The 20267-nt window shown below is 60.7% G+C and carries 25 protein-coding genes and 1 pseudogene; 10 read left to right on the top strand and 16 right to left on the bottom strand.

All coding sequences use genetic code 11. From position 1 onward, the window contains the following. The first annotated feature begins 78 nt into the window (after window positions 1–78). From QM647_RS14095 to QM647_RS14075, 5 genes are all read left to right on the top strand, one after another. Window positions 79–798: a heme ABC transporter permease gene (locus tag QM647_RS14095; protein ID WP_414996169.1), complete on the top strand. Its 720-nt coding sequence runs from the start codon at window positions 79–81 to the stop codon at window positions 796–798. 8 nt (window positions 799–806) lie between these two features. Further along, window positions 807–962, top strand: a complete 156-nt coding sequence (ccmD, locus tag QM647_RS14090) for a heme exporter protein CcmD (RefSeq protein ID WP_414996168.1) — start codon at window positions 807–809, stop codon at window positions 960–962. A 10-nt stretch (window positions 963–972) separates the two neighbouring features. After that, on the top strand, window positions 973–1503 hold the full coding sequence (locus QM647_RS14085) for a DsbE family thiol:disulfide interchange protein (protein WP_414996167.1): 531 nt from the start codon (window positions 973–975) through the stop codon (window positions 1501–1503). A gap of 97 nt (window positions 1504–1600) precedes the next feature. Next, window positions 1601–2104, top strand: coding sequence for a response regulator (locus QM647_RS14080; protein ID WP_414996166.1), 504 nt, complete (start codon window positions 1601–1603; stop codon window positions 2102–2104). 110 nt (window positions 2105–2214) lie between these two features. After that, entirely contained in the window at window positions 2215–2727 is a 513-nt protein-coding gene (locus tag QM647_RS14075; protein WP_414996165.1) for a hypothetical protein, read from the top strand. Here the strand turns inward: QM647_RS14075 and QM647_RS14070 are convergent. Together QM647_RS14070 and QM647_RS14065 are read right to left on the bottom strand one after the other, a co-directional pair. Then, window positions 2721–2921: a SlyX family protein gene (locus QM647_RS14070; RefSeq protein ID WP_414996164.1), complete on the bottom strand. Its 201-nt coding sequence runs from the start codon at window positions 2919–2921 to the stop codon at window positions 2721–2723. The genes QM647_RS14075 and QM647_RS14070 overlap by 7 nt on opposite strands. Continuing rightward, window positions 2921–3784 carry a prephenate dehydratase gene (locus QM647_RS14065; protein ID WP_414996163.1) on the bottom strand — a complete coding sequence of 288 codons (864 nt, stop codon included), beginning with the start codon at window positions 3782–3784 and terminating at the stop codon, window positions 2921–2923. Before QM647_RS14065 ends, QM647_RS14070 begins: the two co-directional genes overlap by 1 nt. 296 nt (window positions 3785–4080) lie before the next feature. Between QM647_RS14065 and QM647_RS14060 the strand changes: the two genes are divergently transcribed. Next, on the top strand, window positions 4081–4752 hold the full coding sequence (locus QM647_RS14060; protein ID WP_414996162.1) for a c-type cytochrome: 672 nt from the start codon (window positions 4081–4083) through the stop codon (window positions 4750–4752). 68 nt (window positions 4753–4820) lie between these two features. On the opposite strand, the gene QM647_RS14055 is transcribed toward QM647_RS14060, so the two are convergent. Further along, window positions 4821–5684, bottom strand: a complete 864-nt coding sequence (locus QM647_RS14055) for an NlpC/P60 family protein (protein ID WP_414996161.1) — start codon at window positions 5682–5684, stop codon at window positions 4821–4823. A 162-nt stretch (window positions 5685–5846) separates the two neighbouring features. Continuing rightward, window positions 5847–7244, bottom strand: coding sequence for a leucyl aminopeptidase family protein (locus QM647_RS14050; protein ID WP_414996160.1), 1398 nt, complete (start codon window positions 7242–7244; stop codon window positions 5847–5849). Between the two features lie 93 nt (window positions 7245–7337). On the opposite strand from QM647_RS14050, the gene QM647_RS14045 reads away from it, so the two are divergent. From QM647_RS14045 to QM647_RS14035, 3 genes are all read left to right on the top strand, one after another. Then, window positions 7338–8192 carry a tetratricopeptide repeat protein gene (locus QM647_RS14045; protein WP_414996159.1) on the top strand — a complete coding sequence of 285 codons (855 nt, stop codon included), beginning with the start codon at window positions 7338–7340 and terminating at the stop codon, window positions 8190–8192. 232 nt (window positions 8193–8424) lie between these two features. Continuing rightward, complete coding sequence (locus QM647_RS14040) at window positions 8425–9483, top strand: ribonucleotide-diphosphate reductase subunit beta (RefSeq protein ID WP_414996158.1); 1059 nt, start codon at window positions 8425–8427, stop codon at window positions 9481–9483. Window positions 9484–9587: 104 nt separating this feature from the next. Next, window positions 9588–9947 carry a hypothetical protein gene (locus tag QM647_RS14035; protein WP_414996157.1) on the top strand — a complete coding sequence of 120 codons (360 nt, stop codon included), beginning with the start codon at window positions 9588–9590 and terminating at the stop codon, window positions 9945–9947. Between the two features lie 409 nt (window positions 9948–10356). Here QM647_RS14035 and QM647_RS14030 read toward each other — a convergent pair whose 3' ends face one another. Together QM647_RS14030 and QM647_RS14025 are read right to left on the bottom strand one after the other, a co-directional pair. Then, on the bottom strand, window positions 10357–11472 hold the full coding sequence (locus QM647_RS14030) for a serine hydrolase domain-containing protein (protein WP_414996156.1): 1116 nt from the start codon (window positions 11470–11472) through the stop codon (window positions 10357–10359). Window positions 11473–11783: 311 nt separating this feature from the next. Continuing rightward, window positions 11784–11981 carry a CsbD family protein gene (locus QM647_RS14025; protein WP_414996155.1) on the bottom strand — a complete coding sequence of 66 codons (198 nt, stop codon included), beginning with the start codon at window positions 11979–11981 and terminating at the stop codon, window positions 11784–11786. A 175-nt stretch (window positions 11982–12156) separates the two neighbouring features. Between QM647_RS14025 and QM647_RS14020 the strand changes: the two genes are divergently transcribed. Beyond that, complete coding sequence (locus tag QM647_RS14020) at window positions 12157–13740, top strand: DUF5060 domain-containing protein (protein ID WP_414996154.1); 1584 nt, start codon at window positions 12157–12159, stop codon at window positions 13738–13740. Here the strand turns inward: QM647_RS14020 and QM647_RS14015 are convergent. From QM647_RS14015 to QM647_RS13970, 10 genes and pseudogenes are all read right to left on the bottom strand, one after another. Continuing rightward, window positions 13737–14531: a hypothetical protein gene (locus tag QM647_RS14015; protein WP_414996153.1), complete on the bottom strand. Its 795-nt coding sequence runs from the start codon at window positions 14529–14531 to the stop codon at window positions 13737–13739. The two genes, QM647_RS14020 and QM647_RS14015, sit on opposite strands and share 4 nt — an antisense overlap. Next, window positions 14528–14815, bottom strand: a complete 288-nt coding sequence (locus tag QM647_RS14010) for an HPr family phosphocarrier protein (RefSeq protein ID WP_414996152.1) — start codon at window positions 14813–14815, stop codon at window positions 14528–14530. The genes QM647_RS14015 and QM647_RS14010 overlap by 4 nt, the downstream gene beginning before the upstream one ends. A 163-nt stretch (window positions 14816–14978) precedes the next feature. Beyond that, the gene (locus tag QM647_RS14005; RefSeq protein WP_414996151.1) at window positions 14979–15383 is read right to left on the bottom strand and encodes a PTS sugar transporter subunit IIA; all 405 of its coding nucleotides are present in this window, start codon (window positions 15381–15383) and stop codon (window positions 14979–14981) included. A gap of 219 nt (window positions 15384–15602) precedes the next feature. Then, window positions 15603–16040 (bottom strand): HPr kinase/phosphorylase, encoded by a 438-nt coding sequence (locus QM647_RS14000; RefSeq protein WP_414996150.1) that lies wholly within the window; start codon window positions 16038–16040, stop codon window positions 15603–15605. Window positions 16041–16127: 87 nt separating this feature from the next. Next, complete coding sequence (locus QM647_RS13995; protein WP_414996149.1) at window positions 16128–16562, bottom strand: hypothetical protein; 435 nt, start codon at window positions 16560–16562, stop codon at window positions 16128–16130. 13 nt (window positions 16563–16575) lie between these two features. Further along, complete coding sequence (locus QM647_RS13990; RefSeq protein ID WP_414996148.1) at window positions 16576–16917, bottom strand: hypothetical protein; 342 nt, start codon at window positions 16915–16917, stop codon at window positions 16576–16578. A 165-nt stretch (window positions 16918–17082) separates the two neighbouring features. Beyond that, window positions 17083–17319 carry a hypothetical protein gene (locus QM647_RS13985; RefSeq protein ID WP_414996202.1) on the bottom strand — a complete coding sequence of 79 codons (237 nt, stop codon included), beginning with the start codon at window positions 17317–17319 and terminating at the stop codon, window positions 17083–17085. 157 nt (window positions 17320–17476) lie between these two features. Next, window positions 17477–17608, bottom strand: a pseudogene (locus QM647_RS13980) (LuxR C-terminal-related transcriptional regulator); the annotation flags it as partial. A gap of 123 nt (window positions 17609–17731) precedes the next feature. Next, window positions 17732–19297 carry a stimulus-sensing domain-containing protein gene (locus tag QM647_RS13975; RefSeq protein WP_414996147.1) on the bottom strand — a complete coding sequence of 522 codons (1566 nt, stop codon included), beginning with the start codon at window positions 19295–19297 and terminating at the stop codon, window positions 17732–17734. A 72-nt stretch (window positions 19298–19369) separates the two neighbouring features. Next, window positions 19370–20080 carry a response regulator transcription factor gene (locus tag QM647_RS13970; protein ID WP_414996146.1) on the bottom strand — a complete coding sequence of 237 codons (711 nt, stop codon included), beginning with the start codon at window positions 20078–20080 and terminating at the stop codon, window positions 19370–19372. Between the last annotated feature and the right edge of the window lie 187 nt (window positions 20081–20267).

Raw genomic sequence — 20267 nt, 5'->3', positions numbered from 1 at the left:
CAAGCAGAAGGTTAACGCGCGACATCGTGTCAGTCGGCCACTCTTGCCGAAAATCGCCAAACCCCTTATGTCCAATCTATGATCAATTTCCTCGCCAATCCGGAGCGGTTCACGCGCGTCACCCGGCCCCTGCGGCCATGGCTGGCTGGCCTGTCGGCGCTGCTGTTCGCGTGGGGACTTTATCTCTGCTTCGCCTCCCCGGAGGACTACCAGCAGGGCGATACGGTGCGGATCATGTATATCCATGTGCCGGCGGCCTGGATGGGCCTGCTCATCTATGCCGCCATGGGGATCGCCAGCTTCTTCGGCCTGATTTTTCGTCATGCGCTGGCCGATGCCGCGGCCAAGGCCCTGGCGCCGATCGGGGCGGTCTTCACTGCCCTGGCCCTGATTACCGGTTCGCTGTGGGGCAAGCCGATGTGGGGCACATGGTGGCAGTGGGATGGCCGCATGACCTCGGTGCTGGTGCTGTTCCTGTTCTATATCGGCTATATCGCGCTCCATGCCTCGATCGAGGACGAGATGCGCGCGGCGAAATCGACCGCCATCCTGGCTCTGGTCGGCCTGGTCAACCTGCCGATCATCAAGTTTTCGGTCGAATGGTGGAACAGCCTGCACCAGGGCGAGAGCATATTCGTCAAGGGCGGGCCGACTATCGCCGCTTCCATGCTGTGGCCGCTGTTCGTCATGGTGGCGGCCTATCATGTACTGGCGATCTGGCTGTTCCTGGTGCGGCTGGATAGCGAGATACTGGCCCGCAAATACCGCGCCTTGCGCGCCCGCCTCAGTTTCAACTAGGAGCCCGCATGGACGTCGATATGGGGAAATACGGTCTCTACGTCTGGGGCGCCTATGGCGCCACGGTGGTAGCCCTGATCGGTTTGATCGTGATGTCCCTGCGGGCGCAGGCCAAACGCCGCAAGGTGCTGGAGGCCCTGCAGGCAGCCGTTGACGGCAAATGAAGCGCCCAAAATGAAAAGATTAGTCTATTTTGCGCCGTTGGTGCTGTTCCTGGGCCTGCTGGCGGTGCTGGGCTATTATAACTTCCACAAGAAGGAACGGCTGGAGCCGCGCGAAATGGTCGGCAAGGCCGTGCCCGAAGTGGTGATCAACGACCTGCAGGACGGCACGCCCGCCTCACTGAAGGCCCTGGTGGCGGGCTCGGGCAAGCCAGTGCTGGTGAATGTCTTTGCTTCGTGGTGCACACCGTGCGTCGCCGAAAATCCGCAACTGATGGCGCTGAAGGCCAAGGGGGTGACGATCATCGGTATCGCCTGGAAGGACGCGCCGCAGAACACGCTGAATTTCCTGGCGCAGCACGATAATCCGTATGCGAAGACCCTGACCGATCCGGAGGGCAAGATGGCGCTGGCGCTCGGCATTACCGGCGTACCGGAAACCTTTATCGTCAGCCCGGACGGCACCATTACCGACAAGATCGGCGGCCCCATCGTGCCGGATACCTTTGATGCGGTCTATGCCGAGGTCAGCGGCAAGAAATAAAGGCCGCCTTTGAAGGTGTCTGTAAAATATCCGGTAACTCTGTTCTTTTATTCTGTGCGCCAGGCTGACACTGTCCGTCAGCGGGAGTGAGGCGTAAATGGCAAGCCTGGAGCGTGTCAGATTTCTGGTCGTTGAGGACAACGGCCATATGATGAACATCGTGAAAACCATCCTGCGTGGTTTTGGCGCGGTGCATGTTTTCGAGGCGCGCGATGCCACGGAAGCCTTTCACAGTCTGAAGCACGATTCCATCGATATCATCATTGCCGACCTCCAGATGGAGGTGCTGAACGGCATCGAGTTCGTCAATCTGGTTCGCAAATCATCCGATAGCAACAACCGCTTCGTGCCGGTCATCATGCTGACGGCGCATTCCGAGCGGTCGCACGTCACCTCGGCCCGTGACGCGGGCGTGACCGAATTCTGCTGCAAGCCGGTCACGGCCAATGAGCTTTACCGCAAGGTCGTGTCCATCGTCGATCGTCCGCGCCCGTTCGTCAAGGTAAGCACTTTTTTCGGACCCGAACGCCGGCGCCGGGCCGATTCCAGATATGACGGGCCTGAGCGCCGCAGCGGCCGGGGCGAACCCCCGCCTCAGTAAGCGTTCAGTAATGCGGCGGCCGGGTTAGCGGCATCTCGCTGGGCGCATCTTGTCGGATAGGTTCGATCAGGTTTACAAGAGGGTCAGCCATCAGAGCACAGGGGGATGAGATGAAGCTTTTGTTCGGAACAATATGTAGTTTTGCGGCACTTCTGTCGCTCACTTCAAATGCACAGGCGCAGAGCTGGGGGCTCACGCCGGCAACGGACGTTCATGGCCTTCAGCTCATTTACGGTTCGGATAACCGCCCGGTCTATGAGTTTGAATGTGGGACTGCGGATATCAGTGTCACGAATTTTGGCGTGACCGGGTTGCTGGACTTGCAAACGGGCCAGAAAATAGAAGACGCTCCGGGCGCAGTCATCACCCCGGGAGCGTCGCTTATGGCGCTTTTCACCGGCAAGGGACAACCTGACTTTCTCCCGGCAGAAGCAAAACCCAACACCGAGAAAGGTTGGGACCTGACGATCCGGTTCGCCAAGACCGATAAGCGGATCAGGATTCTGGGAAAAAGCGACGTGATCTCTTTGTTCACGACAGGCTACACGGCGGCTGTATCGATGAGTGCCGGTGATCAGGCCCTGGCGCGTGATTTTCTGGGGCAGTGCCAGAAGGGTCAGTAATGCGGCGGCCGGGTCACCGGCACCTCACCGGTGCCGGATTCCATGGTTTCCAGCCGCTCGCCCATCTGTTCCAGCACGCGCTTCAGCCGGTCGATGACCTTCCACTGCTCGGTCACCTGTTCAGACAGTTCGTCGATGGTTTTCGACTGGTGTGCCGTCAGTTCCTCCAGCGCGGTCAAACGGTCATCCGACATCAGCGCTGGCCTTCGGAATTACGGAACGGATCGAGCGGATAGGTGCCGAGAATCTCGACATCGACGGCGAAGAAGTTCAGTTCCTCCAGCGCCTGTTTCAGACCGCCTTCGCTCGGGCGCCCCTCGACATCGCAGTAGAAGACGGTTGAGGCGAAGACGCCGTTTTCGATATAGCTCTCCAGCTTGGTCATGTTGACGCCATTGGTGGCGAAACCACCGAGCGCTTTGTAGAGCGAGGCCGGAATATTCTTCACGCGGAAGATAAAGCTGGTCATGCACGCAACGCCCGGTGCGGGCTCGGCCACGCGGTCTTCGGTGGTCAGGATCAGGAAGCGCGTCGTATTGTTGCGCGCGTCTTCCATATGGCGGCGCAGGATCTTCAGGCCGTAAAGCTCGGCGGCCGGTTCCGGCGCGATGACGCCGCGGTCCAGCTCGCGCGTTTCGGAAAGGGCGCGTGCGGCGCCCGCCGTGTCATGGAAGACCTCGGCGGTGATGTTCAGTTCCTTCAGCGCCTTGCGGCATTGCAGCAGCGCCATGGTGTGCGAGGCGGCGACCTTGATGTTTTCCAGCTTTGTTTCCGGCACCCCCATCAGGATCATCTCGATCGGCAGGAAGCGTTCGCCGATGATCTTCAGGCCGGAATTGGGCAGCAGGTGGTGAACGTCGGTGACGCGGCCGGCCACGGAGTTTTCGACCGGAATCATGCCCAGCTCGCACTCGCCATCGCGCACGGCGGCGAAGGCGGCTTCGAAGGTCGGGTAGGGTGTGGGTGTAAACTCGCCAAACCACCGCTTTATGGCCTGATGGCTGAAAGCCCCCGGCTCGCCCTGATAGGCGATTCTGCGAATGGTCGACGCGTTCATTTTGGTCTCTCTCTCAGTTAAATTCCAAAACCGGTTTCGGTTTTGGCAAGCGCGACTGCGCGCCCGAGCCGTTGCGAGGAGCCTCGCGGCGACTGAGCGCGTAAAGTGCGACGAAATGCCACGCAAGACCCGGTTTTGCCCATGGTGTGGTAAAACGCGGCTTGCGTCTTTCGCGGTAGCGTGTCAGACAACCAAACGCAAGTAGATCAATAAGCCTTGCTTTCGCCACATATTGACAGATGTCAGCCGTGGCCTAAGCTTTCGAGCACTAATGAATCAACAGGGTACTGGGCGACATGAGTGGCGACCTGCAGGTAAACAAAATATTCGGTGCGGTTCTGGCGACCGGCCTGGTGATCATGGGCGTCAAGCTGGGCGCCGAAGCCATCTATCATCGCGAAGCGCCTGAAAAGGCCGGCTATGCCATCGAAGTCGCCGATACCGGCGGTGAAGGCGGCGCGGCCGCGGCCGTCGATACCCCGCCCGACTGGGGCACCGTTATCCCGACCGCCGATATCGCCGCCGGGGAAAAGACCTTCCAGACCAAGTGCACCTCCTGCCACAACAATGCCAATGGCGGTCCGAACGCCATCGGTCCGAACCTGTGGGGTGTGGTTGGTCGTCCGGTGGCCTCGCATCCGGGCATGGACTATTCCGACGCCATGAAGGCGCATGCCAAGGAAGTGCCGAACTGGACCTGGGACGCGATCTATACCTTCCTCGGCGCGCCGGGCAAGGTGGTCAAGGGCACCAAGATGACCTTCGTCGGCGTCAAGAAGCCGGAAGACCGCATCAACCTGATCGCCTATCTGCACAGCCAGGGCTCGACCGGTTATGCCGTGCCCGCGCCCAATCCGGCGGCTGCCGCCGGTGCCGCCCCGGCCTCTGGTGCCGCGCCTGCGGCGGGCGCTTCGGCCTCTGCCGCGCCAGCCGCCTCCGCAGCGGCCAGCTCAGCCGCTTCGAAATAGCCCTCATTCAGCGCAAACAAAAACCCCGCCGGAGCGATCCGGCGGGGTTTTTGTTTTAGCTTCGTGAATTACAGCCTTCTGAAGGCCAGCGGCTTGCCGGAGCCGCAGCCATGGATGCGGCTGACTGCCTCGGCCAGGGGCTCGATGGCCACCTTCATATGATGGGCATTGGCGTGGATGATGTTGACGTCATCGATCATGATGGCGACATGGCCCTTCCAGAAGACGAGATCGCCGCGCACCAGGCCCTTGAGGGTGGCGCCGATGTCCAGGGGCAGGCCCAGCTTCATCTGCATGTCGGAATCGCGCGGGCAGCCATAGCCTGAGGCATAGAGCGCCTGTTGCAGCAGGCCGGAGCAATCCAGACCCAGGCTTTCGCGACCACCCCACTGATAAGGCGCATTGATATAGCTCTCGGCCACGCTGACGAAATCCTCGGCAAAGGATTCAAAGGTCGACAAGTGATTGGTGAAGACCCAGCCCATGTCATTGATATAGGCAAAGCCGTTTTCATAACGCGTCACCGACACCAGCGCATTGTGGCTGAGCGCGGTCAGGGTCGAAGATTTCAGGTTTGGACCGGCGAACACATAGGTGCGCAGAGTCGAGACATAGTGCGTCGGCAGGTACCAGTCGCGCTTGAAGGCCGCTACCGGCACATAGCCGACATAGCCGTCGCGCAGGGCCTGGCCCCAGAAATAGTCATGCTTGCGCTCGATGACCTTGAAACGCTCGCCCATCAGCAGCTGATCCCACTGTTCCGCGCCGTGTTCCGGCTGCGACAGGATCGGCGCCGAGGCGTCGTAACAGGAGAGTACCTCGCCGGCGACATAGGATTTGGCGCGGATCAGGCCTTCATGCGCCTGATCGGTCACGCCATCCTTGAAGGGCGTGGTGCGCTTGTCGAAAGGATCATCACTCATCTGCGTCATAAAGCCGTCTTACCTTCTACAGGTCACATCACCTTGACGCATGTTCTGCGTCTTATGTGGGTACTCTACGACACGGATGCAAAGATCGCCTTAACGGCCAAGGTCAACAGGAGATTTATGACTCCTGAAGGAGGTCTTAACGCCTTGATGGCGCAATGGATTTCAGTAAGATTTCAGTAACTGATAAACCGCCCGGAGCGCCTGCGCCTCGGCCCCCACCGGCGAACCGGCCTTGCCGCGTGGATTCCAGGCATAGATGTCGAAATGCACCCAGGCGCCGGATTTCGGCGCGAACCGCTGCAGGAAAAGCGCCGCCGTCACCGAGCCGCCTTGTGCCCAGCCCGCGGGATCGTTGCGGATATCGGCGATGTCGGACTCGAGCGCGTCAGTATAGCCTTTCCACAGCGGCATTCGCCACAGCGGGTCGCTCTGCGCGATCGAGGCCACTTCCAGCTGGCGGGCCACGTCCTCGTCATCCGTATAGAAGGGAATGACCTCCGGCCCCAGGGCGACGCGCGCCGCTCCGGTGAGCGTGGCGAAATCGACCGTCAGGGCCGGTTCCAGTTCGCCCGCCCGCGCCAGGGCATCGGCCAGGATCAGCCGGCCTTCCGCGTCGGTATTGCCGATCTCGATGGAAAGTCCGGCGCGCGAGGCCAGGATATCGCCCGGCCGGAAGGCATCGCCGGAAATCGAATTTTCGACGGCCGGGATCAGCACATGCAGGGCCACCGGCAATTGGCTGGCCATCACCCACTCGGCCAGGGCCAGGGCGTGGGCCGAGCCGCCCATGTCTTTCTTCATCAGCCCCATGCCGGCGCCGCCCTTGATATTGAGCCCGCCGGTATCGAAGGCCACGCCTTTGCCAACCAGGGCAATGACCGGCAGCGGACCGGGCATGCCTTTCGGCGACCAGCTGATCTCGATAAAGCACGGCTGGTTATGCGGTCCGGCGGCGCGGCCGACCGCATGGACGGCCGGATAGTTTTCGGTCAGCAGGTCATCGCCGACAATCACCGTGATCTCCGCGCCATGGGCTTCGGCCACTTTTCGCGCCTCGGCTTCGATCTCGGCGGGCCCCATATCGTTGGTTGGCGTATTGACGAGATCACGCACCAGATTGTGGGCCCTGACCTCGCGGGCCACAGCTGCCTTTACAGTCTCATCAAGCGCGCTGTCATCGAGCCGCACCTCACTCGCCGCGCTATTCGATTTATAGCGCGTGAAGCTGTAGGCGCCGAGCCCCCAGGCCACATGGATGGCGTGGGCATCGAGCCCCGCATCGTATTCCGGGCGCCACAGGCCCTTCGGCAATTGCGCCGGCAGGGCGCGGAAGGTCATCGGCGTATAGGCCTTGCGCGGACCGAGCCCGAACCAGGCGCGGCAGCCGCCTTCCTCCGGCAGCACGATCAGGCTGCCCGCCTTGCCACTGAACCCCTTCAGCGTCAGGAACTGCGCCTGCGCCGGTTTCAGCGCGGCGATCGCGGCTTCGGCCTCCTCCTCGAACAGGGCGATGAGGGTGTTTTCAGCGGTATTTTTCGGGGTTTTGATCGGCTTGGGCATGGGCAGTTCTGCGTTAACCATTGTTAAGAGCTTTAACTATATCTTCACAGCGGTCACCGAAAGCTTAATTCCGTCTCCGATCAGGGGTCTTCCATGCGTCATCTTCTCGCCTCCGCCGCCCTTGTGGCGCTTGTGATCGCCAGCCCCGCCTCGGCCGGCCTGCTCGGCAAGGACAAGACGAAAAACAGCACACCGGCGCCGGCCACGGCCGCTACCTCGAAAGCCGAGGTTTTCAAGCCGGCCACCAGGGCGGAGATCGACGCCATGCTGCGCGCCAGTCCGCTACAGCAGGCCGCCTTCTTCGGCACTCAGTTCGAGCATAGCCCGACCGACCAGAAGATCGGCCTCTATCTCTCCAATGCCCTGCGTGCCCTGGGCCGCAATGCCGAAGCCGCCGATACCGCCCATAAGGTCTTGCTGTTCGCGCCCGATAATACCGATGTCCTGCTGGCCGCCGCCCGCGCCCATATCGCCGACAACAACGCTTTTTATGCCATCGATCCGCTGCAGCATGTCATCGAGCTGAAGCCGAAGGACTGGCAGGCTTATTCGCTGCTCGGCGTCGCCTATGACCAGACCAAGCGCCCGGACGAGGCCCAAAGCACCTGGGCGAAGGCGCTGGACCTTTCGCCCAATAATCCCGCCGTCCTGACCAATATGGCCATGTCGAAAGTGACGCGTGGCGATATCGCCGGCGCCGAGCCCCTGCTGCGCACCGCGGTGGCGCAGCCCGGCGTGACCGTGCAGATCCGCCAGAACCTCGCCCTGGTGCTCGGTCTCGAAGGCAAGATGCCGGAAGCCGAAAGCCTGCTGCGTCTGGACCTGCCGCCGCAACAGGCCGATGCGGCGCTGGCCTGGCTGCAACAGGCGGTCGTGGCCAGGGCCGCCCCGGCTTCGACCACCGCCCCGACCCACTCATGGGATTCGGTCAAGGCGAGCGGTAGCTGATCTAAGCGCCCTGCGCATCACCACTTGTGAATCGTTAACTTTTGCCGCTGCGGACGCCCCGTCCCTGTGCTACCCTGACGGCGGGATATCGCAACCTGCGACTTCGTGTCGCGATTGAAAAAATTATCCCCAAAAACCACATACAAGATGTAGATGTTAATCTGGCTTTAACCACGAAATGTGGTGATATGGCGGTGTCATCTGGGTTTTTAGTATCGATTCGGGATTTCTTATGAGCAGTTCACTTCTTCTGGCTAATTCGTCCGCTGGTCTGTTAACGCCGAGCCATTCCTACAAGCCGTTTCGCTACCCGTGGGCCTTCGAATTCTGGCGCAAGCAGCAGCAGGTCCACTGGATTCCGGAAGAAGTGCCGCTGGGCGAGGACTGCAAGGACTGGGCTTCCAAGCTCAATGATTCCGAGCGCAACCTGCTGACCCAGATCTTCCGCTTCTTCACCCAGTCGGATATCGAGGTCCAGGATAACTATCTGGAACGCTACTCGCGCGTCTTCAAGCCGACCGAGATCAAGATGATGATGTCGGCCTTCGCCAATATGGAAACCGTCCATATCGCCGCCTACGCCCTGCTGCTGGAAACCATCGGCATGCCCGAAAGCGAGTTTGGCGCCTTCATGGAATACGAGGCCATGAAGAACAAGCACGACTATATGGGCACGTTCGGCGTCGATACCGAGGCCGATGTCTGCCGCACGCTCGCCATGTTCGGCGGCTTCACCGAAGGCCTGCAGCTGTTCGCCTCCTTCGCCATGCTGATGAACTTCCCGCGCTTCAACAAGATGAAGGGCATGGGCCAGATCGTTTCGTGGTCGGTGCGCGATGAATCCCTGCACTGCGAAGGCATCATCAAGCTCTATCATACCTTCAACCGCGAAACGAAGGCCGTCACCAAGTCCGTGGCCGATGACATCATCGATTGCTGCAAGACCGTGGTGACCATGGAAGACAAGTTCATCGACCTGGCCTTCGAAATGGGCCCGGTCCAGGGCATGACCCCGGACGATATCAAGGCCTATATCCGCTATATCGCCGACTGGCGCCTGCGCCAGCTCGAACTGCCGGAAGTCTATGGGGGCGCGAAGGAAAACCCGCTGCCCTGGCTGCAGGTCCTGCTGTCGGGCGTCGAGCACGCCAACTTCTTCGAGGCCCGCGCCACGGAATATTCCAAGGCCGCCACCAAGGGCCAGTGGACCGGCGACGAAGGCGTCTGGGGCGCGTTTGACACGCTCCTCAAGAAGCGATCGGAAGCGACCAAGAACGGTGTCAATGTCTAAAGAAAGGCCCCCGGAAACGGGGGCTTTTTTTAACATCTCCTCCCCTGCAAAGCGGGGGAGGAGAAATAATCCCCGCCTCTCATCCCCGTTCCATGCTTGTCCCCATGGAACAGACAAACACCCCTATCGCCACGCCTGAACAAAGACAGGCGCTTCGTCGCAACCAGCAGCAGCGTCTGCGCGATCAGGCCGAGGCGCTGTTGCGCGCCGTCGAAGCGCTGGAACCGCCAGTCACTTACAAGGAAGCCGAGCAGGCTGCCAAAACCCTGCTGGCGATGGGCAAGGTGCTCGATGCCGTCAATACCGAGACCCGCGACGATCTGCCGACCAAGCCGGCCTGGGTGATCACCGCCGAACCCGCCGCCGAGCGCGAAGCCCTGATCAGTTGGCAGGCCGTGCTTGATCACAGTCTGGAAACCCTGGCCGCCGCCCGCCGGTTAAACCGCGAAACCGGCTTGTCCTAAAGCCCTGATCTGATGAGATCAGATCGGCGCTTTAGTTTTGTTTCAACGCACTTTTTAATCCGAAAAGTGCGTCACACTTTTCGGAAAGTGCTCGATCGGCGGATTGTGGATATCTTTGCGTGTGTTTATCGTCTCTTTATAGCTTAGAGTTGTGCCATAAACAGCATCCTTATTCGCCAGCCCATAAGCTCAATCCAGCCACCGAAGACTCCATTATTGGGACACCCGGCGGGTTCAAGGCTCAGGCGCGATGGGCGGCGGGTTTTGCCCCCTGAAATCAAGCCGGCACCGCGTCTGAGCCCTAAAACAAGTCATTTCCGGATTGCCCGATGGCAACCCCATGGACCAGAGGCAGGTCAGACGGCGTCGTGATGCACCACCATCCCATGCCCGGCCGGTCTCTGGTTCATCATTTCGCGGCCTCGGCGCGCAGATAGCTGACAAAGGCCGGATCGCCGCCGATGCGTTCCAGCACCGCCAGCACCGCCTTGGCGCCATTGTCGCTGTTGGTGAAGATAAGGGTGGCGTTTTTCGTATCCGGATTATAGGCAGCGAAAGTGAAAACGCCGGGGTCCTTGCCGGTGTGCATCATATAGGTCTGCGCCGTCTTGCCCTCGCCGAACTGGAAGACCTGCCAGCCGAGGCCCATGCCGGATCTGGTCGGGCAGAGCGCGGCATCAATGCCGGCACAATCGGCCGCCGTGGTATTGACCTGGATGCGGTCGCGATCGAAACCGGCCACACCCTTGACATCGCTTTTGTTGACGATTGCCAGCACCATCTTGGCGTAGTCGGCGGGCGTGGTGTAGAGCAGGTCGGCGGCATTGGCTTCAGTGGCGAAATCGGGCGCCAGCGCCTTACCGGAAGCGTCGGTCGGCAGGGCGATGCGGGCCAGGGCGTCCGGGCTCTGGGTATAGTCGGTATCGGTCATGCCGAACCGCGACAGCACATATTTATTGGCCAGGGTCTCGAATGGCGTCTTCCACTTTTTGGCGGCAAATCGGGCGACATACTGATAGCCCTCGCCGGAATAGGCAAATCCGCTCTGCGGGTTCCGGACGAAGGTGAGCTTGTCATCGCGCCAGTTGGGCAGTCCGGTCTGGTGGCTGAGCGCCAGGCGCGGCGTCAGCAAGGGCGTGCGCGGATCGGCGGCGATGTCCGGATCGGTATAGTAGCGCGACATCGATTCATCGAGTTGCAGCGTGCCTTCGGAAACCATGCGCAGGATGACCTCGGCGGTGATCGGCTTGGTCAGCGAGGCGACATTGTAAAGCGTGCCGGTGGTGGCGGGCACTCCGGCGCTCTGTTCGCCATAGGCGGCGGTGAAGGCCAGTTTGCCATTTTCGATGCGGGCGATGGAAACCGAGGGCACACCGGCGTCTTTCAGGACCTGCGGCATGTCGCGGTCCAGCGCGGTTCTGGCATCGCTGGCCGATACGGCGGGCGTCTGGGCCAGGGCGGCGCCAGTGAGAGAAGCGGTGCTGAGGGCGGTGGCGAGGAGGAGGGTTTTGATCGTCAGGCGCATGGTTCCGGGCTCCGAAAGGTAAGGGGTGCCCACGCATCGCGCCATTGCGGCTTCAGATCAAATTAACTCGGAGTCATGACGTATATTTAATAAAATCAGTGTGTTGATTAAGTTTTTGTAATCTTGGCAACACATAATAAAAGAGCGGGAAAGCGCATCTGAGGAAACGCCTTCCCGCCCATATCGTCGCAACCATCCGGCGGGAAAGAAGCGACAATTTCAAATCGGTGCCAATGGGAACTCGGATTTCCAAATCGAAGGTTTGGTAAGCGCAAATCCGCGCCCGAGCCTTTGCGAGGCACTTCGCGGCATCAGTGCCGCATATTCCATTCGTCGATCTGCTTCTGGGCCTCGTCCTGGGCGATGCCGTAGCGTTCCTGAATCTTGCCGGCCAGAAGCTTGCGGTCGCCTTCGATCACATCGAGATCGTCATTGGTCAGCTTGCCCCACATCTTCTGGACATTGCCCTTGACCTGTTCCCAGCTGCCCTGAATGCGGTCGCTGTTCATGATAACCTCCTGAAATTCAATGAGTTACATAATTCGATTCACTATAGTCGGCGCGCACCTAAATTTTCGCCGCTTTAGGGGCGCTGCAACATAAGAAAGGCATAAGGCCGCCTTCCAGGCTTGCTGTTTGTTTTCATAAATGTATGATGACCGACAAATAATATGGGAGGTTATCATGGCCAAACTGACGCGACGCGGTGTCATGATGCTGGCGGGCACCTTGTCTGTCGTCGGCGTAGCGAAAGCCCAGAACGGGCGTCCGGCGACGGATACAGAGCGCTGGGGGCTGTATGAAATTGCGCTGGATGGACCGGCGCAGGGCAATCCGTTTGTCGATGTGTCCCTGTCGGCGGTGTTCAGCCATGACGGCCAAACCGTCCATGTACCGGGTTTTTATGATGGTGACGGCGTCTACCGCCTCCGCTTCAGCCCGGAAAGCGAAGGCGTCTGGCAATGGCGCACGATGAGTAATGCCGAGGCCCTGACCGGCCATGAGGGCGTCTTTACCGCCAGACCGGCCACCGGCCGTAACCATGGGCCGGTGCGCGTCACTGCGGATGGCTACCATTTCGCCTATGCCGATGGCACGCCCTTTCGCCAGATCGGCACTACGGCCTATGCCTGGGCGCAGCAATCGGACGACCAGTGCGACCGGACGCTGGCGACGCTCAAGGCCACGCCGTTTAACAAGATCCGCATGTGCCTCTATGCCAATGTCAAGGCGGAGCCGATAGAGCCCTTTGCCTATAGCGGCGCGGACCCGAAGGATTGGGATCCGGCGCGCTTCAATCCGATGTTCTTCCGCCGCTTTGAGGCACGTGTGGCGCAGCTTCAGGCCCTGGGTATCGAGGCCGATATCATCCTGCATCACCCTTACGACAAGACGCATGGCTATGCCGAAATGGCCCGCGCCGACGATGAACGTTACCTGCGCTATATGATCGCCCGGCTGGGCGCCTACAGAAATGTCTGGTGGTCGATGGCCAATGAGTTCGATCTGGTGAAGGCGAAAAGCTCGGCGGACTGGGATCATCTCGGCCAGTTCGTCGCCGACACCGATCCGCATCAGCGTCTGCGCTCGATCCATAACTGCAAGGCCTTCTTCGATAATCGCCGACCCTGGGTAACGCATTCGAGCATCCAGAACGGCATGTCGGTCAAGGACGATACGCGCGCCGAAATCTATCGCAGCGTCTGGGAAAAGCCGGTGGTGTTCGATGAGGTCTGCTACGAAGGCCGGATCGACCTGCGCTGGGGCAATCTGACAGCCGAGGAACTGGTGTCGCGCTTCTGGCATGGCCTGATCGCCGGCACCTATGTCGGCCACGGCGAAGTGCTGACCGGGGAGAATCTGAGCGCGGATGGTGGCTGGACCGGCGTCGGCGGGCACCTGCGCGGAGACAGTGCGCCGCGTCTGGCCTTCCTGAAAACGGTGATGGAGGCCGGGCCGAAACCGGGCATCGATCCGATAGACAAGTGGTGGGATCGCCATATCGGCGGCCAGGCCGGTCAGTATTACCTGCACTATTTCGGTGACGAGGCGCCGTCAGAGTGGTCGCTTGACCTGCCGAAGCCGGGATTGGCTGGTGGGGAACAATTTCGTGCCGATCTGATCGACACCTGGAACATGACGGTAACGCCGGTCCCGGGTGTTTTCACGATGCAGAAAAAGGATGGCTACGATTTCCACGATCCGGCCCGCCCGACGATCACCTTACCGGGCAAACCGTGGCTGGCGGTGCGTATCCAGCGAGTCTAGAAAAGCGCGTTCGGCAATTTTTGCGGCGTGCAGAAGCCTTTTTCGCCCAGATGCGCATCCTTGCGGATACGCTTGTTGTCGATCTCCTCGGCATAAAAGGCGCCATTGGAGCGGTCGAGCGTGATGCGCAGAGCTGAGCCGCGTCTCGTCACGCGATTGACCAGATAATAGGCCGCGCCGGTCACATTGGCCGGGCACAGGGTATCGAGACAGATCGACTCGCGGATCAGCGAGCTGTGGCCCGGATCGACGAACAGGAACTTGAAGTCGGCGTTTTCATCGGGAAAGACCGGCGAAGGGAACAGGTCGATATAGAAGACGCCCTGCGAGATGAAGCGCTTGCCTTCCGTCACCTGGGTTTCGCACTTCAGGCTGATCTGATCGATAACAGGGGCAGCCGGGGCGACCTTGGCAGGCTGAGCCTGGGCCACCGGCGGAGCAGGGGGCGGATCGGCGATCGGCTGCATGGTGATTGGTGCCGGCGCGATGGCGACCGGCGGCGGCAGGGGCGTGGGCGCTGTGACGCCCGGTGTCAGGGCCTTGCTCATATCCGGGCTGAGGTTGCCGGAGGAATAGGCGCTATAGGGCACGGGCGCGGCCGGCGTGGTGACGACCGGCGCCGGTTTGGCGGCGGGCTTCTTCTTGCGCTTGACGACCGGTTTCGGCTTGGGGGCGTCGGTTTCATCTTCCGCGGCGGGCGAGCCCTCGGCATGAACGGGTGCGGCGGCCAGGCTGGATATGGCCAGGCCGCAGACCAGGGCCAGGGTGCAGAAGGCAGAAGCGGCTCTCATTCGTCCTCGTCGAAGCGATTGCTGACCAGTTCGGCCAAGGCGGCCACGGCCTCATCGGCCTGCTTGCCTTCGGCCTCGATGCCGATGGTAGTGCCCTTGCCGGCGCCGAGCATCAGCAGGCCCATGATCGATTGGGCATCGACGCGGGTTTCGTCCTTGATGACATAGATCTGGGCGTCAAACGCGGCGGCCAGCTTGACGAACTTGGCAGAGGCCCGCGCGTGCAGGCCCTTCATATTGCAGATTTCAACCTCTGTACGCACGCCGGGTTCTGTCTCGCTCACTCAAGTCTCCCTTGGACAAGGGCTTTTTCGCGCGTGAGAATGCGGGCGTTCGGCAGTTTAGTCCAGAGGGAAAAGGTGGGCAGTTATCGCCGGGCCGCCCTCAGGCAGCGATACGGGGCCGGCATCCGCTAGCGGGGCAAGCAAAAATGTTCCAGTGATAACGTCAGTTATCGCCGGAAAGCACGTAGGAAGCGACGGTGACGTACTTGCGGCCGGCCTCCTGGGCATGGCCAACGCAGGCGCCGAGGTCTTCGTTCTTGCGCAAGCTTGCCAGCTTGATCAGCATGGGCAGGTTGAGCCCGGCAATGACCTCGGCCTTGGTCTGTTCCATGACCGAGATGGCAAGGTTTGAGGGCGTGCCGCCGAACATGTCGGTCAGCAGGATGACGCCGTCACCGGAATCGTTTGCAAAGGTGGCGTCGAGAATGTCTTTGCGGCGCTGGGCCACATCGTCATCCGGACCGATACAGATGGCCGCTACCTGGCTTTGCGGCCCGACCACATGCTCCATTGCCGATACGAACTCGTCAGCCAGCTTGCCGTGAGTAACGATGACCAGTCCGATCATTAAGGCACTATCCTTACGCTTCAGGGTACTCCGCGCGGGTCATGCGGCCGGCATGCGGGGTAGCCCTTGATACTAATCCCGATTTCATCGCACTGCAAAACGAGATTTGAATGCCCCTGGCAAATTTCGCGCCGCAATCGGCCGGGTGTGCCAAATATGCCAGAGGTGACATTTACAGGGTATGAATGACTTTGAAAGCTTACGCATAAGTAAGTATTTTTAAGCGACTTTCAAGCGGGTCAGGAGTTTGCTGACACTGGAGGCCTCACGCGGGTTCAGCCGGATGGTCGGTACAGCCTGTCCCAGAATGGGCGTTATCTCGTTTTCCGGCAGGCGCTCGATGGGATCGGACTGTGCCAAAACCGCCAGGTGGATGCGAGTCAGGCGGCGGGTATCGATATCGAGAATGCCGAGGCCCCGCACCTCCATGCGGCCTTCTATGGTTTCGGGCGCGGCGGCATAGATCTGTCCGCCGGAGGTCCAAAGGACGCTGTAATCATCGCTGACGAGGGCGCAGCCGCCACGGCTGGCGGATTCGAGCAGGCGCAGGGCCAGGTCACTCTTGCCGCTGCCGGAAGGGCCCATAATCAGCACACCGCGCCATTCAGCCCCGACCAGCAGGCTCAAGGAGGTGGCATGGATGATCATCTTGCTCATGCCGGTATTTAGGCACGGATGGTAAGCTGTGAAAACTGTTTCTCGCGACAGAGGTAAGGTTTCGGATGGCCCAGGGCAGGCCGTCTGTCATCCTGCGGCGCCGGCCTTTGTCAGCCGCAATTCGCGCTGATGGCTGTATGTGCCGATGGCCAGAAAGAGCAAAAGACCATATCCGCCCCAGAATTCGACGAGGGTAAGATAGGCCACGTAATTGAATTTCGGCGCCAGCAGAGGCACAAAATGCGATGCGACCGCGTTCAGTTGACAGGCAGCGATCAGGATCGTCCATATCTTGCGTGACCACAGCGCCAAAAAAACGAAACCGACCAGGAGCGCGCTGTCTACAGCGACGATGCCCCATTCTATCCCGTTGAATTTTCGCCCCTGAACCAGGGTGGTCGCCAGCCAGGCCACCAGAAACATAACGGCCCCGGTCCTTTCGGCGGGGCCGCCACGCACCAGGGCATACACGGAGACAAGGATACCGAGTATCAATGCCGTATAGGCCCAGGTGTAATACATAAATGCCTTGTCCTTATGCCGCCCGTAGCGGCTGAATCAGTACGGTATCGTCGGATTTCGGCGGTTTCGCGCCTGTGCCGCCCGCCGCCATGGCGCCGCAGCCGAGTTGAGTCTTTACTTCATCGAGGGCGCTGTGGGTACGCACAATCGCGCCGCGGGCATTGGTCAGGGCCAGGAAAGTGGCGGCGGCCTCCTCGAAAGCCTCCTGGCCGATCATGACCGAAATCTCATTGCTGCTGCTCATCTGGCTCAGGCTGCTGATAAGGGCGGCCGTATCGCACATCGCGGCCTTGATCGAGCGTTCGGCGGTGAAGAGTTGCTCGGCGCCGTGGCGCACCATGTCTTGTCTTTTCACGTTTTGCTTCTTTCCCCGGCTAGCTTTTCCAGCCGGCATAGATTGTGAGTTTGTGAACGGCTTCGACCATTCCCAGAAGCGTACCGGCAAACATGCCGGCGACCAGTACCAACAGGACTGCGGCAATGACGACCAGGCCCAGGACCTGGATCGCCGGGAGGGTTTTCAGCCTTCGCCTGAACTCGCCCCATCGTCCGTCAGCCAGGCGCCCACGGCGACCATGTTGAAGACCGCTTTCGCCGGGCCGTGTGTCCGGTTCATCGTCTTCAAGGTCTCGATCGCGTCCTGTATATGCTGGACCTTGTCGGGCGAGGCCAGCATTTGCCAGGCCAACTCCAGATGCCTGAAGTTGATCGTCATGATGTCGTCGTGTGGGGGATGCGGTAGGAAGGGCTTGTTCATGAGCCCAGTCTGGCGCATCGATGTGCGGACCGGCTATTGGCGACGATGCCCATTGGTCATTTTTGCCAATGGTCTGACCGGCTTCATGGGCCAGCAAAATGCGCACCGCTTCGCGACTGGTCGCGGCCCCCAGGCGCTGGCGTGCGCTTTCCGTATGGGCGCGCACGGTGCGTTCGGTGATATTCAGCGTTCGGGCGATTTCCTTGGCGGCGAAGTGTTTCGCTGTCAGGCGCAGAACTTCTTTTTGTCGTTCTGATAATGACTCAATGCCCTGCAATAGGGTTGGCATGAATCGAATCTCCCCGGAATGTGCGTCACCATAATAAGGTTAACGCAGGTATCCGGATAGAGCATAGGTGATAATTATGTTGAGGGGTGAGTGGCCTGAAAGCGGACTCAGGGGCTTTCCGCTCTAGTGAGCGTTCGGCAGGCGGATCGAGAAGCGGGCGCCGACAACCTGGCCGGTCTCATCCTGGCGGTTTTCCGCCCAGACCTTGCCGTTGTGCGCCTCGATAATCTGGCGCGAGATCGACAGGCCGAGGCCGGAATTCTTGCCGAAGCTCGTGCCCTTGGGCCGCGAGGTATAGAAGCGCTGGAAGATGGTCTCCAGATTGTCTTCGGGTATGCCGGGGCCGTCATCCTCGAAGACGATGCTGATCGGCCGGGCCGGGTCGCTGCCATTATGCGCCAGGGTGACGCGCACCTCGCCGCCTTCCGGAGAGAAGGAGCGGGCATTGTCAATCAGGTTGCGGAAGACCTGGCCGAGGGGGCCTTCGCGGCCATTGACGCGAGAGGCGGCCGGGGTGAGGGTGCGTGTGAAGCGGACCGACACCTGGCCGGCGATATGGCTCTGCTGGTAAAGAGAGACGATATCGTCCAGCAGGGTGCCGACCTCGACCGTTTTGGGCGTCTCGCGTGACAGTTCGGCATCGAGACGCGAGGCGTTGGAAATGTCGGTGATCAGGCGGTCGGCGCGGCGGACATCCTGGTTGATCACGGCCAGCAGCTTTTCCTTGGCCTCGTCGTTCTTGACCAGGGGCAAGGTTTCCAGCGCTGAGCGGATGGAGGTCAGCGGGTTCTTGATCTCGTGGGAGACATCGGCGGCGAAGCGGTCGATTTCCTCCATGCGCCGCCACAGGGTGTCGGTCATCGATTCCAGCGAACGCGCCAGGGTGCCGATTTCGTCACGGCGCGATTCCAGATCGGGGAGGGAGATGGCGCGGGTGCGCGCCAGGCGGACATTGTCGGCCGCCGCCGACAGACGATGGATCGGCCGGCTGACCAGCCAGTTCAGCAGCAGGGACGACAGCATGGTGACGCCGAAGGCGACGAGAATGAAGGGCAGCATCGACCAGCGCTGCGCCGCCACGATCTTGTCGACATCGCCGCGCTCGATGGTCAGCACGCCCAGCACTTCCTTGACGTGGCGCAGAGGCACGGAGACCGACACCACCTTGATGCCGCGCTCATTGCGGCGAACCACGGCGGTGGGCGGCGCGCCGGAAAGCGCCATCATCACTTCGCCGTGCAACTGCTGTTCGGCCACCGCCCGGCGCGCCTCGCGCTTGGCGGACTTATCTTTTGGCGGCGCGGCTTTTGGATCGCGTGCCGGCGGTAGTTGCGACACATCGATCATATCCGATACCGCATAGGAATCGGAAAGCAGCTTGCCCTTGTCATCGAACAGGCGGGCCCGCTGGCCGGTGGGAATGAAGCGGCCCATGACGAAGGCGGCGTTATCCGCCTCCAGATGCGGCTCGGGCACGCCTTCGGTGGCGGCTTCGGCGATGACCTCGCCCATGAGCTGGGCCTGCGACAGCAGGGAATCGCTCTGGGCGTTGATCAGGCCGCCACGGAAATCGCTCAGCGCCAGGGAACCGAAGACGATGATCAGCAGTCCCAGCAGGTTCAGTCCGAAGATCAGCCGTCCCAGTCGGGACTGACCGAAGGGGAGCCGTTTTAGCCAGGACTTTGACACCAAAGCGCTTTCCGAAAAGGGGGAGATGAAAAATCAAAGCGCCGATCTGACGCAAGCCAGACCGGAACTGCTTCAGATTTCCCGATAACGATAGCCGACGCCGTAGAGGGTCTCGATCGAATCGAAGGTCTGATCGACCTGGCGGAACTTCTTGCGCATGCGCTTGACGTGGCTGTCGATGGTGCGGTCGTCGACATATACCTGGTCGTCATAGGCGGCATCCATCAGGTTGTCGCGGCTTTTGACGAAGCCGGGGCGCTGGGCCAGGGCGTGCAGCAGCAGGAACTCGGTGACCGTCAGGCGCACCGGCTTGCCGTCCCAGGTGCATTCGTGGCGGGCGGCGTCCATGACCAGCTTGCCGCGCTTCAGCGACTTGGCATTGAGCGCTTCGGTGACTTCCGGGGCCTCGCCCTGCTCGACAATGCCGGCGCGGCGCAGGACCGCCTTGACGCGTTCGAGCAGCAGGCGCTGCGAGAACGGCTTGTGCATGTAGTCGTCGGCGCCGAGGTTGAAGCCGAGCACCTCGTCGATCTCGTCGTCCTTCGAGGTCAGGATGATGACCGGCAGGTTGGACGTGGCGCGCAGGCGGCGCAGGACTTCCATGCCGTCCATGCGCGGCATCTTGACGTCGAGGATGGCGAGGTCGGGCGGGTCCTTTTCCAGCGCGGCCAGACCGGCGGCGCCGTCATAATAGGCCTGGACGGTGTGGCCGCCGCTTTCCAAAGCCAGCGAGACGCTGGTGACAATGTTTTCGTCGTCGTCCACCAAAGTAATCTTGGCCATGTGATCTCCGAAATTGAAAAACTATTCTCTTAAATAAACCGATATGCGCAAAGTTCAATTGAACTTTGCCCGTTGGGCCACGCAGGCGTAGCCCTGTTATCCTGCACTAAAAGCACCGCTGCGGTCTTTTCAGGGCGTCAAGACGGCGTTTTTTGGCCATAGAGAGCGCAATTGGGGCCTAAATCAT

It is taken from the genome of Asticcacaulis sp. (assembly GCF_047605585.1).
Classification (GTDB): domain Bacteria; phylum Pseudomonadota; class Alphaproteobacteria; order Caulobacterales; family Caulobacteraceae; genus Asticcacaulis.
This window is presented reverse-complemented; position numbering and strand designations above follow the sequence as displayed.